The organism is Mesorhizobium sp. LSJC285A00 (genome assembly GCF_000503155.1).
In the GTDB taxonomy this organism is placed as follows: domain Bacteria; phylum Pseudomonadota; class Alphaproteobacteria; order Rhizobiales; family Rhizobiaceae; genus Mesorhizobium.
In genome coordinates this window covers 157593-173584 of record NZ_AYVK01000002.1, presented here as the reverse complement: position 1 = coordinate 173584, position 15992 = coordinate 157593, and the positions used below count along the sequence as shown (strand labels likewise).

Annotated in this window: 15 protein-coding genes and 2 pseudogenes; 8 read left to right on the top strand and 9 right to left on the bottom strand. The window is 64.0% G+C overall.

The window, feature by feature from the left end:
- Window positions 1-48: 48 nt before the first annotated feature.
- The 9 genes and pseudogenes from X726_RS164375 to X726_RS164410 form a co-directional block, all read right to left on the bottom strand.
- A complete protein-coding gene (locus X726_RS164375) occupies window positions 49-1041 on the bottom strand; it encodes a cyclodeaminase (protein WP_031214548.1) in 993 nt (330 codons plus the stop codon).
- Window positions 1042-1273: 232 nt separating this feature from the next.
- Window positions 1274-2260, bottom strand: a complete 987-nt coding sequence (gene eutB, locus X726_RS164380) for a hydroxyectoine utilization dehydratase EutB (protein ID WP_031214546.1) — start codon at window positions 2258-2260, stop codon at window positions 1274-1276.
- A 5-nt stretch (window positions 2261-2265) separates the two neighbouring features.
- Complete coding sequence (eutA, locus tag X726_RS164385) at window positions 2266-3045, bottom strand: ectoine utilization protein EutA (RefSeq protein ID WP_023667877.1); 780 nt, start codon at window positions 3043-3045, stop codon at window positions 2266-2268.
- 8 nt (window positions 3046-3053) lie between these two features.
- Window positions 3054-3530, bottom strand: a pseudogene (ehuD, locus tag X726_RS1000000172200) (ectoine/hydroxyectoine ABC transporter permease subunit EhuD); the annotation flags it as partial.
- Between the two features lie 2 nt (window positions 3531-3532).
- A pseudogene (locus X726_RS1000000172195) lies at window positions 3533-3817 on the bottom strand (ABC transporter permease subunit); the annotation flags it as partial.
- Window positions 3817-4476, bottom strand: a complete 660-nt coding sequence (gene ehuC, locus X726_RS164395) for an ectoine/hydroxyectoine ABC transporter permease subunit EhuC (protein ID WP_023667875.1) — start codon at window positions 4474-4476, stop codon at window positions 3817-3819. The pseudogene X726_RS1000000172195 and the gene ehuC, both read right to left, overlap by 1 nt.
- 206 nt (window positions 4477-4682) lie before the next feature.
- Window positions 4683-5534, bottom strand: a complete 852-nt coding sequence (gene ehuB, locus X726_RS164400; protein WP_023667874.1) for an ectoine/hydroxyectoine ABC transporter substrate-binding protein EhuB — start codon at window positions 5532-5534, stop codon at window positions 4683-4685.
- A gap of 63 nt (window positions 5535-5597) precedes the next feature.
- The gene (gene ehuA / locus X726_RS164405; RefSeq protein ID WP_023667873.1) at window positions 5598-6383 is read right to left on the bottom strand and encodes an ectoine/hydroxyectoine ABC transporter ATP-binding protein EhuA; all 786 of its coding nucleotides are present in this window, start codon (window positions 6381-6383) and stop codon (window positions 5598-5600) included.
- A gap of 124 nt (window positions 6384-6507) precedes the next feature.
- Window positions 6508-7893, bottom strand: coding sequence for a PLP-dependent aminotransferase family protein (locus X726_RS164410; RefSeq protein WP_023667872.1), 1386 nt, complete (start codon window positions 7891-7893; stop codon window positions 6508-6510).
- Window positions 7894-7976: 83 nt separating this feature from the next.
- Between X726_RS164410 and X726_RS164415 the strand changes: the two genes are divergently transcribed.
- The 8 genes from X726_RS164415 to X726_RS164450 all read left to right on the top strand — a co-directional run bounded on the left by X726_RS164415 (window position 7977) and on the right by X726_RS164450 (window position 15986).
- Window positions 7977-8468 (top strand): Lrp/AsnC family transcriptional regulator, encoded by a 492-nt coding sequence (locus X726_RS164415; protein ID WP_031214542.1) that lies wholly within the window; start codon window positions 7977-7979, stop codon window positions 8466-8468.
- 129 nt (window positions 8469-8597) lie between these two features.
- Window positions 8598-10091, top strand: coding sequence for an NAD-dependent succinate-semialdehyde dehydrogenase (locus X726_RS164420; protein ID WP_023667870.1), 1494 nt, complete (start codon window positions 8598-8600; stop codon window positions 10089-10091).
- 32 nt (window positions 10092-10123) lie between these two features.
- Complete coding sequence (locus X726_RS164425) at window positions 10124-11503, top strand: aspartate aminotransferase family protein (protein WP_023667869.1); 1380 nt, start codon at window positions 10124-10126, stop codon at window positions 11501-11503.
- A gap of 8 nt (window positions 11504-11511) precedes the next feature.
- A complete protein-coding gene (locus X726_RS164430) occupies window positions 11512-12615 on the top strand; it encodes an alcohol dehydrogenase family protein (RefSeq protein WP_023667868.1) in 1104 nt (367 codons plus the stop codon).
- 363 nt (window positions 12616-12978) lie between these two features.
- A complete protein-coding gene (locus tag X726_RS164435; RefSeq protein WP_023667867.1) occupies window positions 12979-13650 on the top strand; it encodes an amino acid ABC transporter permease in 672 nt (223 codons plus the stop codon).
- Window positions 13650-14321: an amino acid ABC transporter permease gene (locus X726_RS164440; protein ID WP_023667866.1), complete on the top strand. Its 672-nt coding sequence runs from the start codon at window positions 13650-13652 to the stop codon at window positions 14319-14321. The genes X726_RS164435 and X726_RS164440 overlap by 1 nt, the downstream gene beginning before the upstream one ends.
- 1 nt (window position 14322) lies before the next feature.
- A complete protein-coding gene (locus tag X726_RS164445; protein WP_023667865.1) occupies window positions 14323-15057 on the top strand; it encodes an amino acid ABC transporter ATP-binding protein in 735 nt (244 codons plus the stop codon).
- 2 nt (window positions 15058-15059) lie between these two features.
- On the top strand, window positions 15060-15986 hold the full coding sequence (locus X726_RS164450) for an isoaspartyl peptidase/L-asparaginase (RefSeq protein WP_023667864.1): 927 nt from the start codon (window positions 15060-15062) through the stop codon (window positions 15984-15986).
- Window positions 15987-15992 lie beyond the last annotated feature (6 nt).

Here is a 15992-nt window from a genome sequence, read left to right as displayed (position 1 = left end):
TCTCTGGGAAAAACCGGGTTCCACTTCCGGATCACGCTTTGGCCAGCATCAGCTTTCAAAAATGGTTCCGGCATTGGCCGCCCGCGCCCGGTTGCGAGCGAGCGTGGCGATCGCCGTATCCTGCACGCCGGTGCCGGTGAGGTCGGCGATGGTGATGTCGCTGGGTGAGCGCCTTCCGTGCCGTTCGCCGGCGATGATCTGGCCGAGTTCGGTGACCGCGGCATCGGCTCCCATCACGCCCGATGCGATGGCGTGATGCAGTTCTCCCAGACGCCGTGTCTGCTTGGCGCTGTCGGCGACATAGAGATCGGCCATGCGCAGGATCGCCGGCGCGATCTCGTTCTTGTGTTCGGCATCCGAGCCCATGGCGGTGATGTGCTGCCCGGCAACGACAAAGCCGGCCTTGATCAGCGGCTCGGTCGAGGGCGTGGTGGTGACGATGATGTCGGCGCCGATGGTTGCTTTGGCTGCATCCGGCTCGGCGCGCACGAGAATGCCGAGCTTTTCGCGCAGCGCGCCTGCGGCCGTCTCCGCCTTGACCGCATCGCGCGCCCAGATACGTGCCTCGGCGATCGGCCGCACCAACATGAGCGCTTCGAGTTGCAGCCCGGCTTGCACGCCGGCGCCGAAGATTGCGGCGACGGACGAATCCGGCCGCGACAGATGCTTCGCCGCGACGGCGCCGGCAGCAGCGGTGCGGACATCTGTGAGATAGCCATTGTCCAGCAGCAGCGCCTCGACCACACCGGTTCTTGCCGAGAGCAACACCATCATGCCGCCCCCGCTGGGCAGACCGAGCTTCGGATTGTCGAAGAAGCCGGAGCTTATCTTAACGGCGAAACCGTCTATTCCAGGCACATAGGCCGACTTCACATCGACCTCGCCGCGCTGCTCGTGAATGTCCAACCGCAGGATCGGCGGCATCGCCACCGGCAATGTGGCGAGCGCGCGGAAAGCGTTTTCGACGCAGGCGGCCGCGTCGAGATCGAGCGGCACGATTGTGCGCAGTTCCTTCTCGGTGAGGATCGTCATCCGGCTCATGTGTCGCGCTCCATACTAGCGCGCACCACGAAGGATAGTGTTCCGTCACACCCCCCTCTGGCCTGCCGGCCATCTCCCCCGCAAGGGGGGAGATTGGACTGCACTCCTGCCTTCGCCAATCTCCAGCGCAGCAAGAATAGCGACCGCATCGAAGCTGCCGATCTCCCCCCTTGCGGGGGAGATGTCCGGCAGGACAGAGGGGGGTGGGCGGGAATTCGGCGTGGGAGAGTTTTCATGCCGCGCGCTCCGCGATTGCGTCACCGCAGACGATCTTGCGATGCGTGTTCATGTCGATATTGCGGCCCGAGAGAAGAACGACCACCGGCCCGGTCGCCCTGACCTTGCCGGCGAGTAGCGCAGCGATGCCGACCGCACTGGCGCCTTCGACGATCTCGCGCTCTTGTTCATAGGCATGGCGGATGCCGGCGGCGATCTCGTCCTCGCTGAGCAGGATGACGTCGTCGAGCAGATCGCGGCACATGGCGAAGGTCAGCCGGTTGTCGAGACCGATGCCGCCGCCGAGCGAATCCGCCAGTGTCGGCAACTCCTCGACCTCGACCGGACGGCCGGCATCGAGGCTGGCCTTCATCGCCGCGCCGCGCGCCATCGAAACGCCGATGATTTTTGTCCCGGGGCTGACGCCCTTGACGGCGGCGGCGATGCCCGAGGCGAGTCCACCACCGGAGAGCTGCACCAGGACGAGAGCGGCATCCGGGACCTGCTCGATCATCTCCAGTCCGAGCGTGCCTTGCCCGGCGACGATGGCGGGATGGTCGAAGGGCGGCAACATCACCAGCCCCTCTTGCGCCACCAGCCGCTCGACCTCCTGCTGCGCCTCGTCCTGGCTGTTGCCGATGATGCGGACATCCGCGCCAAGCCGACGGATTTCGTCGAGCTTGTTGCCCGGCACCAGCCGCGACATGCAGATCACCGCACGCATGCCTTCCAGCTTCGCGGCATGGGCCAGCGCACGGCCATGATTGCCGGTCGAGGCCGCGACCACGCCGCGCGCCTTCTCCTCGGCGCTCAGCGAAGCAACGGCATTCGAGGCGCCGCGCAGCTTGAAGCTCCCGGTGGTCTGACGGTGTTCAAGCTTGAGGTGGACGGGGACGCCCAGTCGTTCGGAAAGGCTGTGAGATAACCCTGTCGGCGTGCGTTCGATTTTGCCGGCAATTCGCTCCCGGGCGGCACGAATATCGTTAAGGGTGACTGTCGTCATGATCGTCAATCGCGCGGCAAAGGCAGCGTCATCAGACGGCCGAATTCGGGATGCGACGTCCCGTCGACACACAACCGCAAACAATTCCAGGCGCTGGCCTGATTGCTGGTGACGACCGGGCGGTCGATCGCCTGTTCCATGCCGGGAACCGCGAGCGCTCCGCGCAATGCGGTGCAGGACACGAACAGTGCATCGGCCTGCGCATGCGTCGCCTCACGAGCTAGGTCGACGATCGCTGCCGGCGCAATGCGCGCCATCTCGCGATCGTCCTCGAAGCCGAGGCAGGTGAAGCTGACGATCTCAAAGCCGCGCTCGCCGAAATACGTCGCCATCGGCCTGGAGGTTTCGACGGTGTAAGGGGTGAGGATGCTGATCTTCTTGGCACCCAGCGCCTTCAGCCCGCGGACGCCTGCCATGGGCGGCGTGACCACAGGAACACCCGGCTTGGCAGACTGGATCGCCGCCTCGATCTCGGCGTCGCCAATCACCACCGAGGCCGAGGTGCAGGAGTAGCAGATCGCGTCGAGCGGCTCGTCTGGCAGGATCAGCGCGGCGCCCGCCGCCAGCTCCGGCTGCATCTTGCGAAGGTTTTCCGGCGTCGTCGGATTCTTGTAGGGAATGCGCGCGACATAGACGCCGATGCGCTCGCTCGCCACCATGCGGCGGAAATCCGGTTCGCTGGTGTGGTCGGTGGCAAGGATGATCAGGCCGACGCGCTTTTCCAGCGGGCGCGCATCGAGCGCCGGCCTTGTCGGCATCAGCCTGATTTCGGGCAGCGGTTTCATCTTGAGAATTACCTTTCGATCTTGCCGTAGCGATGTTCCAGCCAGCGCAGCAGCACGACCGAGAAGAGGCTGATGACGAGGAAGAAAGCGCCGACCAGCGTGATCGGCTCAATGTAGCGATAGTAGGTGTTGGCGACGCTCTTTGCCTGGTTCATCAGCTCCAGCACGGTGATTGCCGATAGCAGCGGTGTCTCCTTGAACATCGCGATGAAATAATTGGCCAGCGCCGGGATCATCGGTGGGATCGCTTGCGGAATGATGATGTTGGTCCAGGTCTGCGTGGCGCTCAGATTGCAGGCCTTGGCCGCCTCCCACTGGCCGCGCGGCACGTTGTCGATGCCGGCGCGATAGACTTCCGCCGTGTAGGTGCCGTAGTGCAGGCCGAGCCCGATGACGCCGGCGACCAGCGGCGGCAAAAGGATGCCGAAATCCGGCAGGACATAGAAGATGAAATAAAGTTGCACCAGAAGTGGCGTGCCGCGGATNCGAGCCCGATGACGCCGGCGACCAGCGGCGGCAACAGGATGCCGAAATCCGGCAGGACATAGAAGATGAAATAAAGTTGCACCAGAAGTGGCGTGCCGCGGATGAATTCGGCCGCCCAACCAACGGTGCGCGACAGGACCTTGTTGGGCGAGCGTCGCGCCAGCGCGATGCCCAGACCCACGACAGCGGCCAGCACGGAGCCGAGCAGCGTTGCCAGGATGGTGATCTTCACGCCCTGGATCAGCGTCGGCAGGATCTCCCAGACGAAGTTCCAGTCCCAATCCATCAGACGCGCACCCCGTCGAGGCCGCGCGCCATGCGGCGTTCCAATGAACGCACGCCCCAGGAGATGATCAGCGCCAGGGCGAAATAGATGATCAGGATGGTGGTGAACGGCGCCAGCGTGTTGCCGGTCTGCGAGCGCACGACCTGCGCCTGAAAGGTGAGATCGGCGAGCGAGATCAGCGACACCACGGAGGTCGCCTTGAGCAGCTCGATGGCGTTGTTGCCGAAGGTCGGCAGCATGACCAGCAGCGCCTGCGGCAGGATGACATGGCGCATGCCTTGCCAGCGGCCGAGGTTGAGCGCGATGCAGGCTTCATATTGTTCGCGGCCGACCGACTGGATGGCGCCGCGTACCACCTCGGCCGCATAGGCGCCGACATTGAGGCCCAGCGCCAGCACACCCGCCTGCAGCGGGGTCAGTTCGAGGCCGATCAACGGCAACACGAAATAGGCAAAAAACAGCTGCACGAAGATCGAGGTGCCGCGGAAGAATTCTATATAGGCGGTGGCCAGCCAGCGCAGCGCAAAGAAGCGCGACACGCGGCCCATGCCGGCGAGGAAGGCCATGATCAGGGCGAGCACCGACCCCATCAGCGTCAGCTCGATGGTGACAAGCGCTCCCTGCAATATCAGGCCGAGGTAGCCGGACCACTGGGTCATTCGGGTTCCAACGTTGGCGGTTAGCTTCCTTCTCCCCGTTCACGGAGAGAAGATGCCAGTCCACCCTCCGAAGCTGCAGCGCAGCTGCTGCGGAGGACGGGCAGGCAGATGAGGGGCAGCGCTAAATTCTCAGAACCTGGCGCCGCCCCTCATCCGGCCCTTCGGGCCACCTTCTCCCCGTGAACAGGGAGAAGGCAAAAACGGCGCTATTTCGCCGCGCAGAGCTTGTCCCGCGTGGTCGACATCGCGGCTGCGGCCGAGAAGCCGTAGGGCTCGATGATCTTGGCGAACTCGCCGGATTTCTTCAGCTTGGCGAGCTCGACATCGAAGGCATCGCGCAGGGCCTCCTCGCCTTTCTTGAAGGCGGCGCCGTCGCAATAGACCGGCGCGCCGACCACTGGGGCGATGACTTCGAGGTTCGGATCGTTGGCTTTCTTGACGAGGTCGTTGATCGACAGGACGGGAAGCGAATAGGCATCGATGCGACCGTCCTGCAGCATCTTCAGGCCGCTCTGGCCGTCCGGCACGACGATGACGCGCTCGCGCGGCACGCCGGCGTTGAGCGCCAGCTTCTCCTCGGTGCCGCCACCGGGCGCGCCAATGGTGGCTGACGTGTCCTTGGCGACGTCCTCGTAGCTCTTGAAGCCCTTCGGATTGCCCTTCTTGACCAACATCGCCTCGGCGTCGCACAGCACCGGCTCGGAATAGACGACCGCCGCGCAACGCTCCGGCTTCATGAACAGGCCGGCGGTGACGACGTCGAAGCGGCCGGCCTGCAGGCCGGGGATCATCGCGCCATATTCGGAGATCGAAGCGACGATGTCGGCAACACCGAGACGCTTGAAGACCTCGCGCGCCACGTCGGGCGCCGCACCCGAAACCTTGCCGTCGGCAGCGACCGCAGTATAGGGCGGCTCGTTGGCGATGGCGACGCGGGCAAAGCCCTGTGCCTTCAATTGCTCGAGCTTGCTGTCATCGGCCGAACCGGTGCTCGACGCGGCGAGCACCGCCGTCAGTGCGAGACCGGCGACGCCGGCCAGAATGCCAAGTTTCTTCATTGTTCCCAACTCCTTGTTGTCTTCTTGGTTTTGTCTGGGGCGGTCTTCCGCCCCGCAAAGCGGTCAGACACGATGTCCGGCCGCGATGATCTTCTTCAGGAAGCCTTGCGTGCGCTCCTGCTTTGGATGGCGGAAAATCTCGTCTGGTTTGCCCTCTTCGACGATCTTGCCGCGGTCGAAGAACAGCACGCGGTCGGCGAAGTCGTGGGCAAAGCCCATCTCGTGGGTGACCAGCAGCATGGTCATGTCGGTCTCTGCGGCGAGCTTGCGCATGACATTCATCACCTCCTCGACCAGCTCCGGATCGAGGGCCGACGTCACCTCGTCGAACAGCATGATCTTCGGCGACAATGCCAGCGCACGGGCAATCGCCACGCGCTGCTTCTGGCCGCCGGACAGCTGCGCCGGCATCGACTTCGCCTTGTCGGCCATGCCGACCATGTCGAGCAGTTCCATGGCCCGCTTTTCAGCGGCGGCGCGAGGCGTGCCCTTGGTCAGCATCGGCGCCAGCGTGACGTTATCCATGACACATTTGTGCGGAAACAGATTGAACAGCTGGAAGACCATGCCGATCTTCTGCCGCATCTTGGTCAGGTGCCGCTCGTCGGCGGGCAGCAGCTGGCCGTTGCGCTCCATGTGGTAGAGCTGCTCGCCATCGATCTGGATATGGCCGCCGTCGATCTTCTCCAGCGTCATCAGGATGCGCAGAATCGTCGTCTTGCCCGAGCCGGACGGGCCGATCAGCGCCAGCTTCTCGCCGGGCATGACCTGCATCGACAGGCCGTCCAGCACCTTGAACGAGCCGAAGCTCTTCGAAATGGCGTCGACCTTGATGATGGGTGTGGACAAATGAATTTCCCCTGCTGGAGAAGCCTGTGCCCTTAACGATGGGGAACGCGCCAAATCATGTCAATTGGGAAAATAAAATCATGACAATATTTCCGGCGCTGCATGATTTCAGGGCAATTTCCGCTCAGATAGCGAGCAGCAGATGCTCCGGATCGCCAAGCAGCAGCTTGGTGACAACGCCTAAGCCGGCGCGCAGTTCCCCCTCGGTGGTCGAGCCTAGCGAGATGCGCACCGCCGGGTGCCAAGGCGTATCCGAAATGCGAAAAGAGGTGCCGGGCGCTATTGCCACGCCTTGCAAACGGGCTTGGGCGACAAAACTCTCCTCGGCGCGGTCGGGTGGCAGCTGCAGCCAGACATGCAGCCCGTCGCGCCTGGCGCGGTAGTCGACCCCGGCCAGCACCTCGGCGGCGATATCCTGGCGGCGGCGTAAGGCCGTGCGCTGCCAGCGGACGAGTTCCATCGCGGTGCCGTCGGTCACCCATTTGGTGGCGATCTCGGCCACCAGCGGCGTCGCCATCCAGTTCGACACTAGATGCCGGTTGGCCACCGCCGCGACGTAGCGATCCGGCGCTGCGAGATAGCCGATGCGCAGGCCAGGTACGGTGATCTTGGTGAAGGACGTGACGTAGAGCGTGCGCTCCGGTGCAAAGGCCGCGACAGGCGGCGGCCGGTCCTCCACCAAGGGACCCAGCACATCGTTCTCGATGATGGCGATGTCGTGCTTGCGCGCGACCGCGGCGATCTCTTCGCGCCGTCTGGCGTCCATCAGCGTCGCCGTCGGGTTGATCACCGAGGGCTGCACGAATACCGCGCGAATGTCGGTGAGCCGGCAGGCCTCGTCCAGCGCCTCGGGGATCAAGCCATTGCCGTCGATCGGCAGCCCTTCGAGGTTGAAGCCGAGATAGCGCGCCAGCGGCACCAGCGTGTGGTGGCCGATAGCCTCGGTGGCGACAGTCGATCCCGGCGGCGCAACGCTCATCAGCGCCACGGTCATCCCGGCGGTCGCGCCATTGGTCAGGCTGATATTCTGTGCGGAGGTGTCGAGCCCACACAGTTTCAGCCATTCGACAGCCACCGCGCGGTGACGCGGGAACACCATGTTGGGCCGGAACGACAACGCAGAACTGGATGGCAGGTTTTCGGCCAGCCAGCCCAGCGCCTGCTTCAGTCGCTCCAAATGCATCGGCTCGCAGACCGGCTTCAGGATTGACAGATCGATGACCTCGCCGAGGCGCTCCGGCAGATAGGGCGGCTCCGGGTCGCGGCGCTGCGTCTGGACAAAGCTGCCACGGCCGATCTCGCCCGAAATCAGGCCGCGCCGGATCAGTTCTTCGTAGGCGCGGCTGACCGTCTGCACCGACAGTTTCAGATCGTCTGCCAGCCTTCGATGCGTTGGAAGCCGCGCGCCGTTGGCCAGCCGCCCGTCATGAATGGCGCGCGCGAACTGGTCGGCCAGCGATTGATAGGCTGGCCGGCGGAGGAGCGTGGGGTCGGGTTGCCATAATGTCATGACTTATTAGAGATCGAAATCAGTGCAATTGACAATCGAAATAATGCGCCGTCATGGTGATGCCGACAAAAAAGCGGACGCCGATGACATCAGCGAAACTCGACGCGATCGACCTCAGGATACTCGACGTCATCCAGCGCGAAGGGCGCATCACCAAGCTGGCGCTGGCCGAACAGGTCGGGCTTTCGCCGACGCCGTGCTGGATGCGGTTGCGCAAGCTGGAGAAGGCCGGCATCGTCTCGGGCTATCACGCAAGGATCGCCATGCGCGTCGTGGCGCCGGTCGCCACCGTGCTTATCGAGGTGACGCTGGCCAGCCATCGCCAGGCCGATTTCGACCGCTTCGAACGCGTCATCCGCGACATCCCCGAAATCGTCGCCTGCTGGTCGGTCGGTGGCGGCGTCGACTATGTCTTGAAGGTGATGGCGCGCGACATCGACGCCTATCAGCGGCTGGTCGACGGCTTGCTTGAGCGCGAGATCGGCATCGACCGCTACTTCACCTACATCGTCACCAAGACGGTGAAGGACGAAATCGTGCTACCGATAGCCGACCTGTTGCCGGCGTCGGCATAAGCCCGGAGAGAATGTCTGTCGGGACGGCACAATAGAGAGATTCTCTCTCCTTCAGGGCGTCGAAACAGTCTCTCTGTCTGCATGTGACGGATAGTCTTCCCGCATCGTCCGATCCGGGAGGCCTCGACCATGTCCGCGCATTTTGCCCGCTCGCATCGCCATGAGGCACTCGACCGCCTCTCCGACCGCCGGCTGCTGCGCGAGCTTGCCTATGTCGATGGGCATTGGACCGCGAGCGAAGCGGCCGAAAGCTTTGAAGTCACCGATCCGGCCACAGGCGCGACGGTCGCGTTTGTCGCCGCGCTCGATGCGCAGCAAACGACAAGGGCAATCGGTGCCGCCGCGCGTGCCTTCCCGGCTTGGCGGTCACTGCTGCCGCAGGAGCGGTCGAGAATTCTGCGAAAATGGTTCGAGCTGATTATCGCGGCGAAAGACGACCTCGCTCGGCTGATGACTTTGGAACAGGGCAAGCCGCTGCAGGAATCGCTCGGCGAAATCGACTACGCCGCCTCCTTCGTCGAGTGGTATGCCGAAGAGGCAAAGCGCCTCAACGCCGAGAGCGTCACCAGCCATCTGCCCAAAGCGGAAATGATGGTGCGACGCGAGCCGCTCGGCGTCGTCGGCGTCGTCACGCCCTGGAATTTTCCGGCGGCGATGCTGACCCGCAAGGCGGCGGCCGCACTCGCCGCCGGCTGCACCATCGTCGCACACCCGTCCTCGGAGACGCCGCTGTCGGCGCTGGCGCTGGCTGAACTCGGCGAGCGCGCCGGCCTGCCCGCCGGTGTCTTCAACGTCATCACCGGCAAGGCAGCGACGATCGTCGGGCGCATGTGCGAAGACCCGCGCGTCCGCGCCATGAGTTTTACCGGCTCGACGGAGATCGGCCGGTTGATCGCCGCACAGTGTGCTCCGACGATGAAACGATTGGTGATGGAGCTTGGCGGCCACGCGCCGCTGATCGTCTTTGCCGACGCCAATGTCGACAACGCCGTGAGCATTGCCATCGATGCCAAGTTTGCAACGTCAGGCCAGGACTGCCTTGCCGCCAACCGCATCTATGTCCAGCGCCCGATCTACGATCGCTTCTGCGCCGCCTTTGCCGAGCGCATCGAGGCGCTGCGGACCGGCAATGGGCTTGTCGACAAGATCGATATCGGACCGCTGATGCATGAGCGCGCCGTGACCAAGGTCGAGGAACAGGTCGCCGATGCCGTCGCCCATGGCGCGCGCTGCCTCACCGGCGGCAAGCGGCATCAGGCCGGGCCGCTGTTCTACCAGCCGACGTTGCTGGCCGATGTCAGCGACGAAGCGCTGATCATGCGCGAGGAGACCTTTGGGCCGGTCGCCGCCGTCACGCCGTTCGACAGTGAGGACGAGGTGACCGCCCGTGCCAACGCCACAGAATATGGCCTCGTCGCCTATGTCGTTACCGAGAATGGCGCCCGCCAGCAACGCATGGGCCGCGCGCTCGACTACGGCATGGTCGCCATCAACCGCGTCAAGATCACCGGAGCGCCGATCCCCTTCGGCGGCGTCAAGCAATCCGGCATCGGCCGCGAAGGCTCGCGCCACGGGCTCGAAGCTTTCACCGATCTGAAGTACCTCTGTCTGGACGTCACATAGTCCGTCCGGCCATCTCTCAAGGAGTAAAAAAAATGCTCGACCAGTCCAACGAACTCAACGCCTGGGATCGCGACCATTTCTTCCATCCTTCGACCCATATGGGCACGCATGCGCGGGGTGAATCGCCGACCCGCATCATGGCCGGCGGCGAGGGCGTCACCGTCTGGGACAACAATGGCAGGAAGAGCATCGACGCCTTCGCCGGGCTCTATTGCGTCAATGTCGGCTATGGCCGCCAGAAGATCGCTGACGCCATCGCCACCCAGGCGAAGAACCTCGCCTACTACCACGCCTATGTCGGCCACGGCACCGAGGCGTCGATCACGCTGGCCAAGATGATCATCGACCGCGCGCCGAAGGGCATGTCGAGGGTCTATTTCGGCCTCTCCGGTTCCGACGCTAACGAAACCAACATCAAGCTGATCTGGTACTACAACAATGTGCTGGGCCGGCCGGAGAAGAAGAAGATCATCTCGCGCTGGCGCGGCTATCACGGCTCGGGCGTGATGACGGGATCACTGACCGGGCTCGACCTGTTCCACAATGCCTTCGACCTGCCGCGCGCACCGGTCCTGCACACCGAGGCGCCCTATTATTTCCGCCGCGCCGACCGCTCGATGAGCGAGGAGCAGTTCTCGCAGCATTGCGCCGACAGACTGGAAGAGATGATCCTGGCTGAAGGTCCCGAAACCGTCGCCGCTTTCATCGGCGAGCCGATTCTCGGCACTGGCGGCATCGTGCCGCCGCCGGCCGGCTACTGGGAGAAAATCCAGGCGGTGCTGAAGAAATATGACGTGCTGCTGGTCGCCGACGAGGTGGTGACGGGCTTCGGCCGTCTGGGCACCATGTTCGGCTCCGACCATTACGGCATCAAGCCAGACCTCATCACCATCGCCAAGGGGCTGACCTCGGCCTACGCGCCGCTGTCGGGCGTCATCGTTGCCGACAAGATGTGGCAGGTGCTGGTGCAGGGCTCCGACAAGCTTGGTTCGCTCGGCCATGGCTGGACCTATGCCGCGCATCCGATCTGCGTCGCCGCAGGTGTCGCCAATCTCGAACTGATCGACGAACTGGACCTGGTGACGAACGCCGGTGAGACCGGCGCTTATTTCCGCGCCGAACTGACCAAGGCTGTCGGCGGGCACAGACACGTCGGCGACGTGCGCGGCGATGGCATGCTGGCGGCGGTCGAATTTGTCGCCGACAAGGACGACCGGGTGTTCTTCGACGCCTCGCTCAAGATCGGGCCGCAAGTGGCGATAGCACTTGCCGCCAGCGGCGTCATCGGCCGCGCCATGCCGCAGGGCGACATACTAGGCTTCGCGCCGCCGCTCTGCCTGACGCGTGAGGAAGCCGACATCGTCGTTTCGAAAACCGCCGATGCCGTCAACAGCGTGTTTTCCAATCTCTGAGATCGACCATGAATGCCATGACCAAGACCCTCCCCGCCACCATGGCCGCCGTGCTGCTCACCGGGCATGGCGGACCGGAAAAGCTCGTCTATCGCAGCGATGTGAAAGTGCCTGTGCCTGCCGCCGGCGAGGTGCTGGTCAAGGTCAGTGCTTGCGGTATGAACAACACCGATGTCTGGGTACGCCAGGGCGCCTATGGCACGGAGGAGGACGCTGCCGCCGTGTCGACGTGGCGGCGGCAAGGCAACACGCTTACCTTCCCGCGCATCCAGGGCACCGACACGGTCGGCACCATCGCTGCCGTCGGCGAAGGCGTTTCCCCGGGCCGTATCGGCGAGCGGGTAATGGTCGATTTTTCGATCTACAACCGCGACGACGATTCCCTCGCCGACATCGACTATATGGGCCACGGTCGCGACGGCGGGTACGCCGAGTACCAGACGGTGCCGGGCGAGAATGCGCATGTCGTCGATACTGACATGAGCGACGTCGAACTCGCCACCTTCTGCTGCGCCTACCTCACCGGCGAACAGATGTTGGAGCGCGCCGGGCTGCAAGCCGGCGAACGCGTGCTGGTCACCGGCGCCTCGGGCGGCGTCGGTTCCGGCATCGTGCAGCTGGCGCGGGCGCGCGGCGCCATTCCCTACGCCGTCGTCGGCAAGGGCAAGGAGCAGGCGGTGCGCGACATCGGCGCCGAAGCGGTCATTACCCGGGGCGTTGCCGATCTTCCCGCCGCCGTGAATGAAGCCACTGGCGGCCAGCCGATCGATGTGGTCGCCGATCTCGTCGGCGGCGCGATCTTCAACGACCTGCTGCGCATCCTGCGACCTGAAGGCCGTTACACCACGGCAGGCGCCATCGCCGGCCCGGTCGTGCAGCTCGATCTCCGGACCATGTATCTCAAGCAGCTGCAACTGCATGGCTCAAGCCAGGGCACCCGCGCCGACTTCCGCCGCATCGTCGGTTATATCGAGGCGAAGAATATCCGACCGCTGGTCGGCGGCGTCTACAGGCTCTCCGATTTTCACAAGGCGCAGGCAGACTTCATCGCCAAGGACTTTGTCGGCAAGCTGGTGGTTGTGCCGGACGCCATGTGGAACATCCGGGCATAACGGCTCCCCAACGCTCCTACGTCAGAGCGCGTCGTAAACGGCATCAATCAATACCTTGCGGCGTGGATCGACGTCGTCGAAACCCAGCATGCGGTTGGTGACGTAGCCGAATCCGACGCCGGCGCCGGATCGGCAAAACCGAGGGCGCCGCCCCAGCCGCCATCGCAGCGACGCGCGGCTGGCATAGGCGGCGTCGTCGAGTTGAAAGCCGGCGGCGAATTGCCGGCGCTTGAGACATAGCGCGCATGAGGCGAACCGGAATCATCGCAACGAATGCAATCCACAGGCCGGCAACCAGACCCTGCATCTTGACAGACGAGGCGAAAGCCAAAAGAGTGAAACCGGTTTCACTGGAGACCACCGGTGCATTTCGACCTGTCCATTCTTCTGCCGCATCTGGGTTTTCTGGCGCGCGGCGCCGAACTCACGGCCGCGGCTTGCGCGCTGTCGCTGGTAGGAAGCGTCTTCATGGGCGCGTTGGTGGCGATCGCACGCACCTCCGCCTCGGCACTGCTTCGACGGATCGCCTTCGTCTATGTCGATCTCTTCCGCAATGTGCCGTTCATCGTCCAGCTGTTCTTCTTCTATTACGGCCTGCCCGAGCTCGGCATTTACATCGATGCCTTCACCACCGGCGTCGTGGCGCTTTCGATTGCCGGCGGCGCCTATGCCTCCGACATCATTCGCGCCGGCATCCTCGCCATCGACCAGGGCATCATCGACGCCGCTGAAGTGAGCGGCCTGTCCAGGCGCAAGATCTTCACCCGCATCGTGCTGCCGATTGCGCTGCGCACCTCCGTGCGACCGCTCGGATCCGTGCTCATCAACATGATCCTGACATCCTCGATCCTTTCGACCATCACGCTCAACGAGCTCACCGGCTCAGCCCAGATCGTGGTCTCGCAGACCTATCGGCCCTTCGAGGTCTATGTGGTGCTGCTTTGCGCCTACGCGGCCCTGACCTATCTGGTCTCGCTGGGCGTCACCCTGCTCCACCGCCATCTCAATCGGGACATGATGGAGGCGGTCGACTGATGCGGTTCAGCGACTTCACCTCCTACGACCTGATCCTGCTGGCGCAAGGTCTCGGCACCAACATCGCGCTGTTTCTCGTCACCTCTCTGATCGGACTGCTGATTGGCCTGAGCTGGGCGTTGGTGCGGTTCTACCGTGTGCCGGTTCTGGCCCAGGTCGTCACCTTCCTGTCGGAGCTGTTGAAGAACTCGCCGGTGTTGGTGCAGCTGTTCCTGGTGTTCTTCGGCCTGCCGGCGCTGTTGCATATAAGGGTGACGCCGGTCACCGCAGCGACCATCACTCTGTCGGCGAACACCGCGGCATTCGTCTATGTCATCGCGGTCTCGGCGATCGAGTCGATCGAACGCGAGCAGGTCGAGGCCGCGCGTGTCTTCGGCCTGACCCGGTGGCAGGTCCTGCGCCATATCGTTTCGCCCCAGGCTGCCGCCTTCGCGGTCGGCCCGCTCGTCGCGCTGCTGGTCAACCAGCTTCAGGTGACGTCGCTGATTTCTGTCATCGGCGTCGTCGACCTGACCAAGATTGGCCACATCCTCAACATGCGAACCTTGAAGCCGTTCGTGGTCTGGACCGTCGTCGGGCTGCTCTACTATGGCGCGGCAAAGCTGGTCGCCCTGCTTGGCGAGCGTCTTGAAAACCGCCTGCGGGCGCACAGCGCCTGGCGGGGGCTTTAACATGCTCAAGATCGAAAACGCGCACAAAGCGTTCGGCGAGGTCACTGTGCTGGACGGCGTCGACCTGACGATCGCGCCCGGCGAAGTGGTCTCGATCCTCGGGTCGTCGGGGTCCGGCAAGTCGACACTGATCCGTTGCATCAACGGCCTCGAAAAGCTGAAGTCGGGCCGCATCACGGTCGACGATTTCGATGTCAGCAAGCCGAAGGAGCTGGCCGAGGCGCGCAAGCGCTCAGGCACCGTCTTCCAGCTGTTCAACCTCTATCCGCATATGAGCGCGCTTCAGAACATTACGCTCGCCCCGATCGAGGTGCTGAAGATGCCGCGCCCTGAGGCCGAGGCGCTGGCGCGCCAGCTGCTCGAGTCCGTCGGCCTCGCCGATCGGGCCAACGCCTACCCGGCGCAGTTGTCGGGCGGGCAGCGCCAGCGTGTCGGCATCTGCCGGGCGCTCGCCATGCAGCCGCGCTATCTGCTGCTCGATGAAGTGACCAGCGCGCTCGACCCGGAAATGACTTCCGAGGTGCTGGCCATCCTGGCAAAGCTCGCCGCGCAAGGCACGACGATGCTGTTCGTCACCCACGAGATCGAATTCGCGCGCGAGATTTCCAACCGCATCGTCTTCCTCGACAAGGGCAGGCTGGTGGTCGATCTGCCAACGGATCGTTTCTTCGCCGCGGACGGCGGCCGGGCGCAGCCGCGGGTTGCGCAGTTTCTCTCCAAGATGCGCAAGGACTAGGAATGCTGCTGTTAGCCAACAACGAAGCATGGCCGGGATTCGAAACCTCGGTGCAAATGCTGCGCGATGGCGCCGTCAGCCTGGACGCGATGGTTGCCGGCATCGGCATGGTGGAGAAAGAGGTCAAGGTTCGCAGCGTCGGTTATGGCGGCTGGCCGAACATGCTGGGCGAGATGGAGTTCGACGCCGGCGTCATGGACGGCAATACAAGAGAGGTCGGTTCAGTCGGCGCCGTGCCAAGGACCTTGGCGGTCGCTGCCCTGGCGCAGCAGGTAATGAAGCGCCTGCCGCATGTGATGCTGACCGGCGAAGGGGCGCGGCGCTTTGCCAGCGAAATCGGTTTTGCCGAAGACGAAGTCTTGTTCGAGGACAGCAAGCGCGTCTGGTGGGAGCGGCTGCAACAGGAACTCACACCGCAACAGCTGGCGAAATTCCCCGATATCGATCTGGCGCCGCTCAGCCGTACTATCACCGATCCCGAGCGGGTCCGCGACACCACCGTCTTCCTGTCGGCGGATGCGCGGCGCGGCGTCCATGCCGCGAGTTCGACCTCGGGCTGGGCGTGGAAATATCCGGGCCGGCTCGGCGATTCTCCCATTCCCGGCGCAGGCTTTTACGCCGACAGCCGCTATGGCGCGGCGGCGTGCACCCATACCGGCGAGATGACGATGCGCTGCGCCACCGCACGGACCGTCGTGCTGGCCATGAAGCTTGGCCGATCCCTGTCGGATGCGGTCGCGCTGGCGGTCGAGGAACTGGCTGAACTCGACACCGGCTTCCTGGCCGGAGTGGTCATCCACGCCGTCGACGCCGAGCAGAACCACGAGGTGGTGAATTTCAGATGCGAGGGCGAGGTCCGCTACTGGCTCTGGAAGGATTCCATGCCCGCACCCGAATTGCGGGCAGCAAAACGTGTCACTAGAAAATAAGGAGAG